The organism is Paenibacillus sp. J31R98 (assembly GCF_056269245.1).
In genome coordinates this window covers 263,171-277,686 of the sequence record NZ_JBWDNO010000004.1, presented here as the reverse complement: position 1 = coordinate 277,686, position 14,516 = coordinate 263,171, and the positions used below count along the sequence as shown (strand labels likewise).

General features: G+C 52.9%; 11 protein-coding genes. 1 reads left to right on the top strand and 10 read right to left on the bottom strand.

From position 1 onward, the window contains the following. Nucleotides 1-53 precede the first annotated feature (53 nt). The 10 genes from AC0YNX_RS17750 to AC0YNX_RS17705 all read right to left on the bottom strand — a co-directional run bounded on the left by AC0YNX_RS17750 (nucleotide 54) and on the right by AC0YNX_RS17705 (nucleotide 13,307). A complete protein-coding gene (locus AC0YNX_RS17750) occupies nucleotides 54-950 on the bottom strand; it encodes a carbohydrate ABC transporter permease (RefSeq protein ID WP_475817036.1) in 897 nt (298 codons plus the stop codon). Beyond that, on the bottom strand, nucleotides 950-1,831 hold the full coding sequence (locus AC0YNX_RS17745; protein ID WP_475817035.1) for a carbohydrate ABC transporter permease: 882 nt from the start codon (nucleotides 1,829-1,831) through the stop codon (nucleotides 950-952). Before AC0YNX_RS17745 ends, AC0YNX_RS17750 begins: the two co-directional genes overlap by 1 nt. A 95-nt stretch (nucleotides 1,832-1,926) precedes the next feature. Further along, nucleotides 1,927-3,312, bottom strand: coding sequence for an ABC transporter substrate-binding protein (locus AC0YNX_RS17740; RefSeq protein WP_475817034.1), 1,386 nt, complete (start codon nucleotides 3,310-3,312; stop codon nucleotides 1,927-1,929). Nucleotides 3,313-3,543: 231 nt separating this feature from the next. Continuing rightward, complete coding sequence (locus AC0YNX_RS17735; protein ID WP_475817033.1) at nucleotides 3,544-4,521, bottom strand: aldo/keto reductase; 978 nt, start codon at nucleotides 4,519-4,521, stop codon at nucleotides 3,544-3,546. A gap of 189 nt (nucleotides 4,522-4,710) precedes the next feature. Then, nucleotides 4,711-5,691 (bottom strand): Rpn family recombination-promoting nuclease/putative transposase, encoded by a 981-nt coding sequence (locus AC0YNX_RS17730; protein WP_475817032.1) that lies wholly within the window; start codon nucleotides 5,689-5,691, stop codon nucleotides 4,711-4,713. Between the two features lie 126 nt (nucleotides 5,692-5,817). Further along, the gene (locus AC0YNX_RS17725; RefSeq protein WP_475817031.1) at nucleotides 5,818-6,027 is read right to left on the bottom strand and encodes a hypothetical protein; all 210 of its coding nucleotides are present in this window, start codon (nucleotides 6,025-6,027) and stop codon (nucleotides 5,818-5,820) included. Between the two features lie 21 nt (nucleotides 6,028-6,048). Continuing rightward, nucleotides 6,049-8,985: a DEAD/DEAH box helicase gene (locus AC0YNX_RS17720; protein WP_475817030.1), complete on the bottom strand. Its 2,937-nt coding sequence runs from the start codon at nucleotides 8,983-8,985 to the stop codon at nucleotides 6,049-6,051. Next, nucleotides 8,982-10,583 (bottom strand): SWIM zinc finger family protein, encoded by a 1,602-nt coding sequence (locus AC0YNX_RS17715; protein ID WP_475817029.1) that lies wholly within the window; start codon nucleotides 10,581-10,583, stop codon nucleotides 8,982-8,984. The genes AC0YNX_RS17720 and AC0YNX_RS17715 overlap by 4 nt, the downstream gene beginning before the upstream one ends. A 143-nt stretch (nucleotides 10,584-10,726) precedes the next feature. Further along, a complete protein-coding gene (locus AC0YNX_RS17710; RefSeq protein WP_475817028.1) occupies nucleotides 10,727-12,475 on the bottom strand; it encodes a sensor histidine kinase in 1,749 nt (582 codons plus the stop codon). A gap of 157 nt (nucleotides 12,476-12,632) precedes the next feature. Then, a complete protein-coding gene (locus tag AC0YNX_RS17705) occupies nucleotides 12,633-13,307 on the bottom strand; it encodes a tetratricopeptide repeat protein (protein ID WP_475817027.1) in 675 nt (224 codons plus the stop codon). A gap of 191 nt (nucleotides 13,308-13,498) precedes the next feature. Between AC0YNX_RS17705 and glsA the strand changes: the two genes are divergently transcribed. Further along, complete coding sequence (gene glsA, locus AC0YNX_RS17700) at nucleotides 13,499-14,437, top strand: glutaminase A (protein ID WP_475817026.1); 939 nt, start codon at nucleotides 13,499-13,501, stop codon at nucleotides 14,435-14,437. Nucleotides 14,438-14,516 lie beyond the last annotated feature (79 nt).

Sequence of the window (14,516 nt, the reverse complement as noted above, 5' to 3'; positions counted from 1 at the left end):
AATGATCCGCACGCGCAGCGGGAGTGGTACCACATCATTTCGCCGCTCACCAATCAGCCCTTGACGCTGCCCGCCGTCATGCCGTCGATAATCTGACGCTGCAGGAACATATACACGAGCAGGACAGGAATGATGCTGATGATGACCGCAGCCGACAAGGAGGCGAAGTTCGTCCGATAGCCGTCATTGAAGGTGGCCATCCCCGTCGGAAGCGTTCGCAGCGATTCGGTCGTGACGAACAGCTGCGAGAAAATATATTCGTTCCAGTTGCCGATGAAGGCAAGAATAAACACCGTTACAAGCGCCGGCATCGTGACAGGAATGATCACTTTCGCGAACAGTCCTGCTGCACCTAGCCCGTCCATAATGCCCGCTTCTTCAAGCTCGGACGGAATGGACTGCATGAACGCATGCAGAATGAAAATCGTAATGGGCAGCGCATATGTGCAGTATACCAGAATGAGTGCACGATGCGTATCATAGAGGTGCAGCTCGTTCACAAGACGGTATAGCGGGATGAACAGCGCGCCTGGAGGCACGAGTAGGCCAAGCAGGATAAAGCTGTACACACGCTTGCTTAGCGCTTTGTACTTCATCCGCGACAAGGCATATGCGGTCGCAGCTGAGAAAAGCAGCGTGAAGAAGCAAGCGATAACCGTTACATAGAGACTGTTCCAAGCATAGAGACCGATATTGGCGCTTTCCCAAGCTGCCCTGTAATTCTCAAAGTTCAGAGTGGATGGGAATGCCCATGTGTTTACCGTAATTTCGCGGTTCGTCTTAAACGATGACAATAGCAGCCATACTAGCGGGAAAAGCGAGACAATCACATAAACTGCGAGCAGCAGATGCATCGGCAGCTGACCGCTTCCGAGTCTGTTCTTGGTGCGCAGACTGCCGTTCATCGCACCGGGCACCGCTGCACGTTTAGCTGTAATTGTGCGATCCATTAGTACTGCACCTCCTCAGATTTCGATACGCGCTGCAGAACTGCTGTCATAACAAGAATAATGACGAACATCGCGACGCCGATCGCACTGCCGTAGCCGAGTTGAAGCGAACGGAAGCCGACTTTCAGCGCATAGGTGGACATGACCTCAGTCGATTGGAAGGGTCCGCCATTGGTCATTATTTGAACGATATCGAGCACCTTGAGCGTACCGGACACCGTCAATAGCAGCATAACGAACATCACCGGACGAACGAGCGGCAACGTAATGCGCCATGTCTCGCTCCAGCCGTTCACGCCGTCAATCTTAGCGGCTTCGCCAATTTCCTTTGGAACGTTCAAGATCGCTGCCAAGCAAAGGACGATGAAGAACCCGATATTTTGCCACGCGTTCGCAATGAGGATCGAGAGCATCGCCAGATGCGGGTCCGACAGCCACTCTTTGGCCCAGCTCTCCCCGCCGATCAAGCGAAGCACTTGGTTAATCAGACCGGAATCGTAGTTGTACAGCACGCCGAACAAGATTGCAACCGTCGTCGTCGAGATGACCACAGGCACGAATACAGCTGATTTATAAAATCCGCGGAAGCGTCTTACCTTGCTGATGAGGATCGCAATCAAGAAGACAAGCGGAATGTTGACGACAAGGGAGAAAACCATGAAATAGAAGTTGTTGCCGAGCGCCTTCATGAAGATCGCGTCGTGCAGAAGGCTTTTGAAATTATCGATGCCGATGAATACTTTCTCTGTTACGCCATCCCATTGATAGAGTCCGTAGATGAATGAAACAATGACCGGATAAATAAAGAACAACCCGTAGAGCAGCAAGGTTGGTATAACGAATAAGGCATAGACCCATGGATTGCGAAGGGTATGGTTCATGATGATCCTCCTAAATCAGCGCTTATCATGCAAAGAGGGCGCCCGTTACGGCAGGACACCCTCTCGTCATCATTAGTTTCATATAACGCTTCGTATTATTTTTGCGCGTTCGCTTTATCTTGCGACGCTTGCGCCGCTTTCGCCACAGCATCCGGCTTCTTCACTTTGCCGATCAGCTCTTGCAAGCCTACACCGATATCAGCGCCAACGCTTGGTTGTACGATCGCGTCGAATGCTTTCCAGGAGGTAGATGCGCTGCCCATTACGCTGAGCACATCAGAGATCAATGGATCTACGCCGGACATATCCGACAGCTTCATGGAAGGAAGAACTTTATCTTCAAGAAGCGTACGTTTTTGAACCTCTTCGTTAAAGAAGTTTTTGATGAACAGGGTTACTGCTGCTTTTTGATCTTCGTCAAGGTTAGACGAGAAGCCGAAGCCGTTCGAGTAGCTCGCGTTGATCGAAGCTTGATCGCCTTTACCGCCAGTGATGGACGGGAAGTTAAAGTAACCGATGTTGCCTTTCAGGTCGCCGGCTTCGTCACTTGTGAAGCGGTTCGCATCCCAACTGCCTGTGAATACCATGGCTGTGTCGCCCTTCAGGAATTGTGCGCCTTGATCTGCGTATGGCAAGCCGAGCGCACCCTTCGTGAAGTAGTCATTGTCCACGAGTTTCGCATAATCGGAGAAGCCCGCTACGAAGTCTGGATCCGTCCATTTCGCTTCGCCTGTCACAAGCTTATCGAAGCTTGCGATGCCGACGTGGCGCTCCATAATTGTGTTCCAGAGCATGCCGTTCACCCAAGCATCCTTCGCAGCGAGCGCAAACGGTGTTTTGCCTTTGGCTTTCACCGCATCCGCGAGCGTGATCAACTCGTCGAAGGTTTGCGGCACTTGCAAGCCGAGGTCAGCGAACATCTTCTTGTTGTAGAACACGCCTTCGCTGTAACCGCCGAATGGCAATCCGTATACTTTGCCATCAATCGTGAATTCATCGAGGCTTGCGAATTTATCTTTAATGCCGAGCTCGTCAAGGATTGGCGTCAGATCGAGCATACGGCCTGCTTTCACATACAGGTTCAGGTCTGCGCCGCCGAATACTTCGAAGATATCCGGAGGATTGCCTGCAGCCATCTCCGCTTTCAGCTTCTGATCGCGGTTAACGACCTCGTCGATGCCTTCCATGCTGATTTTCAGACCAGGGTTCTCGGATTCCGTCTTTGCAACAACATCTTGCAGGATTTTCAACCGAACCTTGCTCGTTTCTTTAATTTGGGTGTGACGCAGTGAGATCTTCACGTCTTTAGCCGCCGGAGCATTATCTGTAGTTGTATTGTCCGTCGTCGTGTTTGTGCTTGTATTCGCCGTATTATTCTTGCTGCTGTTCGTATTTGTATTGTCATCCTTGGAACCGCAAGCGGAAAGTACAAGAGATGCGCTCATAAGCGTCACTGCAGCAACTGTTAACCCTTTCTTCATTAAAAAGCCCCCCAATGTGAGTAAATGATTACCGCTTTCCCTTACACTTTGAATTATAGAGGGCGCTCCAAAAACGCAGGAGGTCGAAATTACAACGGGTTTGGGATACTTTTGGGCGGTCTGTAAAAGAAGGGGGAATAATAAACGACCCACAGGAGGTGAAAATCCTGTGGGCAGCGTTTACATGCAGAGAATAGTATCCTTTGTAACAGATTAGCTAACGGAAATTGCTTACCACGCGTATGCGCGAGGAGCTTCTCCGCCTGGACCTGGGAAGATCTCGTCGATCCGTTTGAGTGTTGCTTCATCCAGCTCCAGCTCGACAGCGCGCAGCGAGCGTTCGAACTGATCGACCGTACGCACGCCGATAATCGGAGCGGTTACCGCCGGGTTCGCCAGCAGCCATGCCAGAGATACAACGTCTTCGCGTTCGCCAAGCTCGTCGCAGAGCTCGCCGTAAGCGGCCAGTTGCGCCGCATGCTTCTCGAGACGTTCCGAATTGCCGCTGCGCTTGCCGCCTCCGCCATGACGCGCATTGCCAGCAAGCAAGCCGCCGTCAAGCGGGCTCCAAGGAATGACGCCGATGCCAAGACCTTGAGCCGCAGGCAATACTTCAAGCTCCGGCAAACGGCAAAGCAGGTTATATTTATGTTGTTCCGATACGAGTCCAAGTATTCCGCGCGCTTTCGCTTCGCCTTGCGCAACCGCTAGATCCCAGCCAGCGAAGTTGCTCGCGCCGACATAACCGATCTTGCCTTGCGTCTGCGCTGCGCTGAATCCGTTCCACAGCTCGTCCCAGCTCACATTGCGGTCCACGTGATGCATCTGGTACAGCTCGATGTGATCGGTTTGCATGCGCTGCAAGGATGCTTCCAGATGGCGCCGCAGCTTATAAGAAGACAATCCCCCGTCACGGTTCGGACCGTCATGCTTATCGTGCATATCTCCGTAAAATTTCGTAGCGAGCACGGTACGCTCACGGCGTCCGCCGCCCTGCTTGAACCAGCGGCCGATAATTTCTTCCGTGCGGCCGGCATTCTCGCCCCAACCATAGATGTTCGCCGTGTCAAAGAAGTTGATGCCCGCGTCCAAAGCGGCATCCATAATGCGGAATGATTCCTGTTCGTCCGTATCGACTCCGAAGTTCATTGTGCCAAGGCAAAGACGGCTTACCTTCAAACCAGAACGTCCCAAATACGTATACTTCATCTCGATTTCCACAGCTCCTCTATCATGGATAATGGTCTAGCGTCTCTAGCAGGAAAAGTCTCCCTTCTCTATTATAGAGAACTAGGATAAGAATACCAAACGCGAAAGTCCCATTTACCAAAAATAAAAGAGGCGTGTCCAGGCTTGGTTGCCCGAGATCATCGCCTCTGTAACGGTTATGCTTCTTGTTTAGCGCAGCCGTAGCTGTTCTTGATATGCCTCATCCATTAGCTTCTGCGCATCCTCTAGCTGGCGAGCTTGGAATAGACGGTCTGAGAGACTGTCCAGTATGTCCAGATCAGAAATTTGCTCCAGCTGCCTGAGCATCTCGCCGCATGCATCGCCGAACTGCGATTTAATGAATTTGCCTAGCATTTTGCGATCGGACTCGATGGCGCCTGCAATTTTACCTGCAATCTGACCAGCGAGCATCCCTTTCAACTCCGCGTCCTTCTCCCATTGCGTCTTCAATTCCATCAATTCCACGACTTTCTCCTCCTCCGTTTGTGCCAGCATTTGAATTTCCCGTTCCAACTCTTGCTTCTCTATGTCATCCAATATTAAATACGTATCAAAAAATCCGGTTATCAACCGCATCCGCGCCGGGTCAATCTCGAGCCGAACCAGCATCCGCAGAAACTCTTTCTTCACTTGTACTTTCTCTTCTTTAGTATACCCCATCTTGCAGAGCAGCGCAGCAGCGATCGGATTGTCCTGCTTGATATATTGCCGCCAATCTTTCTTGCGCAATTCTACGATGCAATAGTTGAAATCAAGCACCTGCTGGAAAGGTAAATGCAAGTGGAACGAATCAGGCTCGTCTCTAGCCTCGTCATAACTGAATATAGCAATGGGCAGAATCGGCCTTCGATACTTCTCGTACAACCTGCCGAAGTAAATAAACATCCTCTCTGGAAACCCTCGCTGCCACTGTGCTTGCGACTCCAGATGCACAATAATGATCGCCTCTTCACCCTTCAGCTTCGTTTCGATCAGGAAATCCACCTTATACTTTTCCCCTGCCACAACATCCGTAAACAGCTCCTCCGACAAGAACGTCAAATTTGCAAAGTCGATAGCTTCAAAGGCTTGCGGAAAGAAAAGCAGCATAAACTCCTCGAAATACGTGCGGATCATCTCTTTAAACAAGCGGTCATGATCAATTGCCATTAGCCGCCTCCTTTACTCTAGAGGTTCAAAACAAAAAAAAGCACCAACCAAGCCGTAGAACATCTACGTCTTGGCGGTGCTTCCGCTGCTTTGATTATATCCTTGCTACGCTTGCGCGTAAACTAGCTAGCTATTATCCGATCGCATCGCTTCTACGGCGTCACGAATCGCTTGATAGAATTCGCGCCAGTGCGGGGCGGCTCCTTCGGGTCCGATGACCTGTGCCTCTGCGAGTTCGCTTAGATCGGATGCTTCCGGCTGCTGTGCCTGCTGCAACTCCGAGGCTGCTTCCTCGTTCGTCGTCGCTGCTGGCGTTTGCACTTCCTTCTCCACCATCGCTTACGCTGCCACCCTTCCTTAACCTTTCAGACGATGCTTGCGCAGTGTAAACAACTCGCGAAGATCGTCGGTCGACATCTCGGTAATCCAATTCTCCGATTGGCTCACAACCTGATCGTTTAGCATTTGCTTGCGTGTAATCATATCGTCGATCCGCTCTTCTAGCGTACCGAGCGTGACATACTTATGCACCTGCACGTTGCGGGTTTGACCGATCCGGAAAGCGCGGTCCGTCGCCTGATTCTCTACCGCCGGGTTCCACCATCGGTCGAAGTGAATGACGTGGTTCGCCGCCGTCAAGTTTAGGCCCGTTCCGCCAGCCTTTAGTGAGAGAACGAACGCACAGCCCGGCTCCTGTTCGTTCTGGAATGTCTCGATCATGCGGTCCCGATCCGCCTTAGGTACACCGCCGTACAGATAAGGCGTCGGCAGACCCAGCCGCTCTTCTAGCAGCCGCTTCAGCGTATGACCCATCTCCACATACTGTGTGAAGATCAGGCAGCGCTCACCCTCCGCTGCAATTTCCTCCACCATCTCAAGCACACGCAGCACTTTGTTGGAGCGCTCCGGATCCCAAGCGTTCTTCAGCAGAGTGGCATCCTCCTTGAGCAGCAAGCTCGGATGATCGCACACCTGCTTGAGCCGCGTCAGCGCCGACAGAATGATGCCGCGCCGTTGGAACACGCCTGCTGTCTCAAGCTGGTTCATCAGCGTCGATACAATATTCTCATACAGCGCACCTTGCTCCACCGTGAGCGACAAGTACGTGCGCATCTCATTCTTCTCAGGCAGCGCCAGCTGGATGGACGGATCCTTCTTGAGCCTCCGCAGCATGAACGGCTTCACCCAGCGCTGCAGCTCGGCGATGAGTTTCTCGTCGCGCTCCTTCTCGATCGGGAGCACGACCGCCTTGCGGAATTCATTCAACGAACCAAGATAGCCCGGATTCGTAAAATCATACAGCGACCACAGCTCCGTCAGCCTGTTCTCCATCGGCGTACCCGTCAAAGCAATGCGATGCTGTGCCGAGAAGCCGCGGATCGCTGCAGACTGCTTCGTGTAGTAATTTTTAATATTCTGCGCTTCATCCAGGCAGATAATGTCCCATGATATGTGGCCGATCTCTTCTTCATCGAGCGGTGCAAGCGTGTAAGAAGTGATAACGAGATCCACCTCACCCGCTTCAAGAACGAATTGCTCGCCACGAGCTCGCTTCGGACCGTAATGCACGAGAACGCGCAAGCCCGGCGCGAACCGCTCCAGCTCCTTCTCCCAGTTGCCGATAACCGACGTCGGACAGATAAGGAGCGAAGGACCCAGTCTGCCGCTCTCCAGCACATGCTGCAGATAGGCCGTGAACTGTATCGTCTTGCCAAGACCCATATCGTCGGCAAGACAGGCACCGAGTCCGAACTTGCGCAAGAACGCAAGCCAGGATACCCCTTGCAGCTGATAATGGCGTAGCTCGCCCTGGAACGCTTCCGGCTTCTCAATAAGAGGCAGATCGGATGCTTCGCCAAGCTGCGCGATCCACGCAGTCAAATGCTCATTGAGCTCGACTTCAGCGACCAGCGCGTCCTCGAGCTCGTTCTCTGCTTCCAGCTCCGCTCCGCCGCGCAAATGCATCTCGAACACATCGCGCATCGACAGCCCGTGCTTGCCGCCGTTCTTCTTCAGCCACTTGCGCAGCCGCTCCATATCGCCAGGATCGAGATGTACCCATTCGCCGCCGATCTGCATGAGACGGCGGTTCTCCATCGCTAGCTTCATAAACTCCGCTTCGCTCATATCGACATTGCCCACGGCAAGCTTCCAGTCAAAATCAACAATCTGCTGAAGCCCGAACATCGACTGCTCGCCAGAGCCAACCGACGAGCGCACCTTCGCTTTCAGCTTCATCCTCCGATTGCGCGCTGCTTCCCACCAAGCCGGCAGCAGGACGGAGCAGCCGGCGGCGAGCAGCTTGACGCTCTCATGCTCGAGAAACTCGAACGCCTGCTCATCGGTTAGCTCTGTCCGAATGAGACCTGCCGCTGCGCCGGCGCGGCCTGCCGATTCGGGAAGCACCCATTCCGGCAGCGCAGTCGCCCATTTCTGTTCTTCCTTGCGCAGCCGATCCGCGAAATACGCCTGCCATTCGGACGGTGCATCCTCCGGCAACACGAACCGCGGCACGGCGCCATCTTCTTCGTATGGCGATGCGGCCGGCGCAAGCGTCAGCCAGCGGCCGCCTTCCGCCCGCTCCTGCACGGCAGGACGCAGCCGCCAGCCCTGCTGCTCGTTCGGCTCCAGCAGCTGAAGTGCCGTCCGAAACGGCACCTGATCCTGCTTCATGCCAATCGACACGAGCCAGTCATCCTCGTCGGCTGCCTTCATCATAAGTGCGCCTTCGCCCGCAAGCGCAGCAGCTTTGCGCCAAGCCACACCTGCCGCTTCATCGCTCTCAATCAGTTCTTCCACAATGCCGCTCAGCCAGCCCTGCACCGCTTCGAGATCGCCTTGCTTCTCAAGCTGCGGCACCAGCTCACGCCATGCCTCGAGAGTCACCTGCTCGCTGCGCGGAATTTCAAGTCGCCATGCTCTTGCTTCGGCACGCCAACGCGACCAATCTGGTGCGTACCATCCGCTTAACAGCGCCTGACGAAGCAGCTCTGCCAGCTTCGACAGCGCTTGCACGCGTTCTGTCCATTCCACTCTCAGCAGCCTTGCCGGCTTCGGAGACGACAAGTAATCCATCGCCAGCGATGAGGGAACGGTCAATTCAATTCGCTTCAGCCGTTCATCCGATCGCTCTTCAATGTCCGCGCCATACCATGAAGCCTCATGCCAGGCAAACAGCAGCTTTCGCATCCGAATCGTAAGGCCGGCCGCATGAGGAGTGGACAGCACAATGCCTTCTCCTGCTTTCCAGAACCCGTCTACGACGATAATATCTGCAATTGAATAGCCTCTCATGTGATGATTTTACCCCTCCACAGCTCTTCCTGCAGTGCGCGCAGCCGTCCGTGCTTGCGAACGATGCCGTCCACGTACCGGTTCCATTTCTCTGCTTGCTTCTCCGTTTTATACAGCTTCTCCAGCTTCTTCATCAGCTTGACTGCTTGCCTGTAGCCTTGCCGGTTCCGTGACCGGATCGCGCCATCAATCGCTTGATGATAGAGCGGATATAACGCCCCAGGCGCGAGCTTGCTCATCTCCCGAATGAGCTGAACATCCATCTCGTCAGGCTCTATGCCGAAGAGCAGCTGGAGGTCAGCCCACTGTTCGTACTGCTTCCGATCCAGCCAATGCTCCGACAAGGCAGAATAAGAATGCGGCAGGAATGAGACGAGATACTGCTGCCAATTCGGATTGTCCGGCTGCTGCATATCAGCTAATCTGCACATCGACAGGAAAGGCCCGAATGCTTTTGACTTGCGCTGGGTGAGAAGACCGCTATACAAATAACCAATCCAGCCTTCGAGCTTGGCATAGCTGCGTTCTTCAAGCCGCTGCAAGGCACAATCGCATGCAAGCAGAGCCGTCCGATTAAACCCCGTCTTGCCGAGTAGATCAATCGCATCCGCGTCCCGATCATCGGCAAAAGCTAGGAAAGCGAGCGCCATCGGCGCAAAGAAGCCCCCCATGCCCGCCGGATCCGTAGGGCTCACCGTCGATTCCAGCTTGCTCTTCAGCCAATCTTCTTCAGCCCTCGTCCAAGCCTCATCATGCACCAGCTTGCCCCAGAGAGCAAAATACAGCGATTCCCATCGATGCAGTTGCTGATCCCGATCCATGTCCCGCTCATGAAACATCTCTATCAAGCGATCGACAGCAGCTCGTTCCAGCTCAGTCATCTCGGGCGGCTTCAGCTCAGCCATTAATTCGTAATATTGATTGATCCACGGCTCTGTCATCCGTGCGAAAGCCATTTCATAATAATAGCGGCTATAGGTATCCGTTATGGAATACGCCCGCTCAGCTTGCTCAAGAACGTAGAGGATACCATGCATCCAGTGCAAGCGGCGAAGCCGGTCATCCCATGACTTGGATACCGCTTTTATACTTAACAGAACCGCCTGCAGCGGATGAAGCGAATGCCGGCATTGCCGCCACACTTCACCATGCGCCCGGTCCATCTCTTCAATCCATTGCTTAGGGTCCATCTCTGTGCCGGATACTGACATCGCGTTTGATCCCACGTTAGCAGGCTGGCTCTGGCCTACCTCGACCAGCTCATTTCCATAAAGCATACGATTATGGATCTCATCGGCGCTTTTGCCGGCATATGCATAATACCCATAGAACACGGCTGCCATATGCTTGCAATAGCCTGTATTCGGACAGGTGCACGTGCTGAAGCCAAAATCATCCGTATCAAGTGTCACCGCATAAATAACGGTTCCTTTAACAGCACCATAAATTGAATTGCCTTCCATCACCTGTATGGAGAGCACCTTCTCACGGCGGTAGTAATCGAAGCCGCGTTCCAGCACCTCAAGGGGGATGTTGCTTGCTATTGCCGTCTCTAGCGCCCGAAGTCTATGCTCATCCAGCTGAAAAAACGTGCTCACTTTACTCCCCCTTTGTATTTGCAACCATTCCAACCATTATATCACATTCAACAAGCAGTTTCGCTGTTCACCCGAACTACCTTGTTTACAAAAGCAAAAATCCCCTGCCTCGGAGCTTCCTCCAAAGCAAGGGATACATCTGGTTAACACGGGATTTTGACGATAAAAGATACCTGGTTTGGCTCGTTAATCACGAGGCGAATCGTTCCTTTATACTGCTCGACGATGGACTTCACGATATGCAGCCCAAGGCCGGAATGCGTGCTGCCCTTAGACGAATAACCTGCCTGGAACAGCGGCTTGTCTGCCAGCTCTTCGGCATTGTGACAGGTGTTGCTCATCACAAACTCGAAATAGCCATCCTTCTGGCTTGCACAGAGCTGAACCATTCGCTCTGCTTCCTCGTACTTCACAACCTCATCGAACGCGTTATCGATCAGATTGCCGAGCAGCCTCGTCATATCGAGCGACTTCACCCCAAGCTCAAGCTTGTTCATGTTGCTGAAATCCGTCTGGAAATCAACCTTCAGCGGCTCCGCCTGCAGCAGCTTCGACCTGACGACTGCAGCAATCGCCGGACTTCCGATATTAATAATATCGTTCATCTGCCGGATCTCACCCGTCAATTCAGAGGCGTATGCTTTCAGCTCATCCATGCGGCCTAGGCTTGCAAGCGACTGAATCGTCTGCACATGGTTGACAAAATCATGCCGCTGCGAACGGATCGACTGGAACAGGCTGTTCATCTCATCCAGATACGTCTCCTGGGCTCTGCGCGCCAGCTCATCCTTGGACTTGCGATAGGCTGTAACCGCCCAGTAAACCACAATCAAGCTAAGCACGGTAACAATCGCGATGATAATGGCAATATTAACGAACTGCTTATCCAGCGAATTCTGAATGATGCCATAGTCCGCCACGAGCGACAGGACATAACGGTTAATCGGTTGGCCTTTCTCATCCAGCATGCTCGCTACCTGATCAGGGACATCAACCGGAATAAATACCTTCATGACATGCTTGCCATTAATGACGGCATCTTCGGTGATCTTCTCATTCTTCTCGTAGGCGAGCTTTACATTCTCCTGATCGTCTTGATGCTTGAAGGTATACGAGCCGCCAATGATTGGATTCTGCGTCATATGCTTCACAACTTCGCCGTTATTCGAGATTGTGCTCTTCTCGCCAAGCGGGAATGTCTCCGGATTAATGACCGTAATCTCTTCGAGCGTCTTGTTCAGCTTCAGCGTTTCGGAGATCAGCTTGCTTACGCCCGTCACCTCGTCATAGGCAAGCTGCCTGCCGTCGTAGCTGACATACGGATCGAGAATATAGTTGGTCGTGCCGTCGTAGTAGTAGCCCCACTTCTGGACGGAACTCGTCTCCGTTGAAGAGAACTCAAACGGGCCCGTCCAGAAGTTCGGCAGCTTCTGGCCCCAATCAATAGATACATCTCTCTTATCGAAAAGCTCATTAAACGCTTGATACCATGGCTTCCACGTGTTTGTCTTATAGCCAAGCTCCTTGGGATTCGAGGATTTATAGAGCACGATATTGTCAGCGGTCCGCTTCAGCAGCGTGATGTCGACCATATCCAGCTTCTTCGCCAGCTCAACGAGCTGGGCGTTCGATACGTCCTCGACGTTCGGGCTTAAGGCGAACTGAGTTGCAATCGACGCGGCGCGCAGCTCACGGCCAATTTGCTCTTGATATTTTTCCGCGCCGTTCCTGGATAGCTCGATCGAAATTTCTATTTGCTTCGCGACCGACTCCAGCTCATGCTGCAAGCTGTCTTCCAGCGAATCCTTCGTTGTAAAATAATAGATGGTGTTGTTCACACCTAGCAAAAGGGCAATCATAATAATCGCCAAAAGCCATACATTACGGCGCATGAAACAAAACTCTCCGATCGAATTGCATTATTAGTAGATATTTGTCGATAGAAATAGAAATCTACCCAATTATGAATGATTTCGCTCCATGTGACAATGTAAGAATACAAGCATTTATTAACAGAAAAAGAACCGCCCGTTTCCCAGGCGGTCGTGCCTAACTCCTCATTCGCTTCAAAAAAGCGAGCAATGCCCATTTGCGCTCCTGTCGCTTCTTGTAACGAGGCAGCGAACGATAGATGACGCCGCATTCCGTCAACGTTTGCTTCGCTTCTACTGTACGGCCCAGCTGCTCATAAAGGTTAGCCAGCTTGTAATAGGCTTCAATCGACGAAGAATGGATCGTGCGGAACGACTCCAGATGAAGAATGGCCTTCTGCGGATCCTTCTTCGCTTCAATAGCAGCTAAGCGCAAGTAAGACGTCCCATATTTCACGCGCGGATTAATGGACAGTGCATTGTGAAGCGCCGCTTCCGCTGCATCCGTCTCCTGCAGATGCATCAGGCAAGCACCGAGGTCATCCCAGAACTCCGCGGAATGCTCGAGCGCATCCTGAAGCGGCATGAGCCATTCTTTCGCTTCCTTGTACTTTTTGCGTTCGATAAGCAAGCGGCCCAGTTCATGCTTGGCTGGAACGTCATTCGGGTTCATCGCCACTTGCTGGCGAAGCCTTCTAATGGTGCCGAGCCTTCGCATCGGCTTCACGAAACTTGGCGTCAAGCCGATAAAGCGGCGATCCAGTACATACAGGATGCCAAGCAGCACGAGAACGGCCAGAAACGGGCTTCCGGTGAGCCACCACAATAAGCCAAAAAGAACGATTTTGATCATAATGCCTCCTGCCTGCCCTTGTGACAAGCGCTGAATGGAAATCTGTTTCCATTATTGTACACGATGATCGCATGGCGCGGTAGATGCAATAATCGCCTGCAGATTATACTTGCCGTGCCTCTTTGGAGGAACGTACACTAGTAGCATATACAAGGATGTTCAGTATAGCCATCAGGAAAGTAGGCGTTATTATGAAGATCGATCAGTTGCGTGCGGCACTGCCTCAATGGGTAGAGGCAAGTCGCAATTACACAAACGATGGCGTGGTCGCCTCGTATATTCCAGAGTTGGCGAAAGCTCCGGCACATGCGCTCGGTGTCACCGTGTTGGGGCGGAGCGGCGAAATGATTCGTGCCGGAGAAACGGACTTTCCGTTCACGATGCAAAGCATCTCGAAGGTGTTCACGTTGCTGCTCGCGCTCATGGATAATGGCGAGGATGGCGTGTTCGCCAAGGTCGGCATGGAGCCGACTGGCGATGATTTCAATTCGATGCTGAAGCTTGAGCTTGTTGAGCCAGGCAAACCGTTCAACCCACTGATTAATGCCGGAGCGATAGCCGTGTCGTCACTCATCCATGGCGATACGCCTGCAGCCAAGACCGAACGGATACTTGCCTTCTTCAGCGAAGCGGCAGGCGGGGCGAACCTCGCGGTGAACGAGGACGTCTTCCGTTCGGAATCCGCAACGGCGCACCGCAATCGTTCGCTCGCTTACTTCCTTAAAGACAATGAAGTGCTTGGAGAAGAGGTCGATGTCGAAGAGGTGCTGCAGGTATACTTCAAGCACTGCTCGGTTGATGTGACATGCGAGCAATTGGCGCGCATGGCGCTTCTGCTAGCTTTCGATGGCACAGACCCACTGACTGGCCGCGAAGTCATTCCTCGGCGTTACGTGCAGATTGCGAAGACCTTCATGATTATGTGCGGCATGTATAACGCCTCCGGCGAATTCGCCATTAAGGTCGGCATCCCCGCGAAGAGTGGCGTATCCGGCGGCATCCTGGCGCTCGTGCCAGGAGAATACGGCATCGGCGTCATTGGTCCGGCGCTCGGCAGCAAAGGCAACAGCACCGCTGGCGTTCATCTGCTGGAGACGATGTCTACTGCGCTGGATTGGCGGATATTTTAGAGGAGGGAGAAGGCGCGAGAGAACACATATGTTCTCCCAACTCGCCGACTTTTTCCCACTAAACCACGAAAAACTGCCC

Bases quoted from the DNA above. Each gene is read 5' to 3' on its own strand.
- AC0YNX_RS17750 (WP_475817036.1), bottom strand. From the start codon at position 950: ATGGATCGCACAATTACAGCTAAACGTGCAGCGGTGCCCGGTGCGATG.
- AC0YNX_RS17745 (WP_475817035.1), bottom strand. From the start codon at position 1,831: ATGAACCATACCCTTCGCAATCCATGGGTCTATGCCTTATTCGTTATA.
- AC0YNX_RS17740 (WP_475817034.1), bottom strand. From the start codon at position 3,312: ATGAAGAAAGGGTTAACAGTTGCTGCAGTGACGCTTATGAGCGCATCT.
- AC0YNX_RS17735 (WP_475817033.1), bottom strand. From the start codon at position 4,521: ATGAAGTATACGTATTTGGGACGTTCTGGTTTGAAGGTAAGCCGTCTT.
- AC0YNX_RS17730 (WP_475817032.1), bottom strand. From the start codon at position 5,691: ATGGCAATTGATCATGACCGCTTGTTTAAAGAGATGATCCGCACGTAT.
- AC0YNX_RS17725 (WP_475817031.1), bottom strand. From the start codon at position 6,027: ATGGTGGAGAAGGAAGTGCAAACGCCAGCAGCGACGACGAACGAGGAA.
- AC0YNX_RS17720 (WP_475817030.1), bottom strand. From the start codon at position 8,985: ATGAGAGGCTATTCAATTGCAGATATTATCGTCGTAGACGGGTTCTGG.
- AC0YNX_RS17710 (WP_475817028.1), bottom strand. From the start codon at position 12,475: ATGCGCCGTAATGTATGGCTTTTGGCGATTATTATGATTGCCCTTTTG.
- AC0YNX_RS17705 (WP_475817027.1), bottom strand. From the start codon at position 13,307: ATGATCAAAATCGTTCTTTTTGGCTTATTGTGGTGGCTCACCGGAAGC.
- glsA (WP_475817026.1), top strand. From the start codon at position 13,499: ATGAAGATCGATCAGTTGCGTGCGGCACTGCCTCAATGGGTAGAGGCA.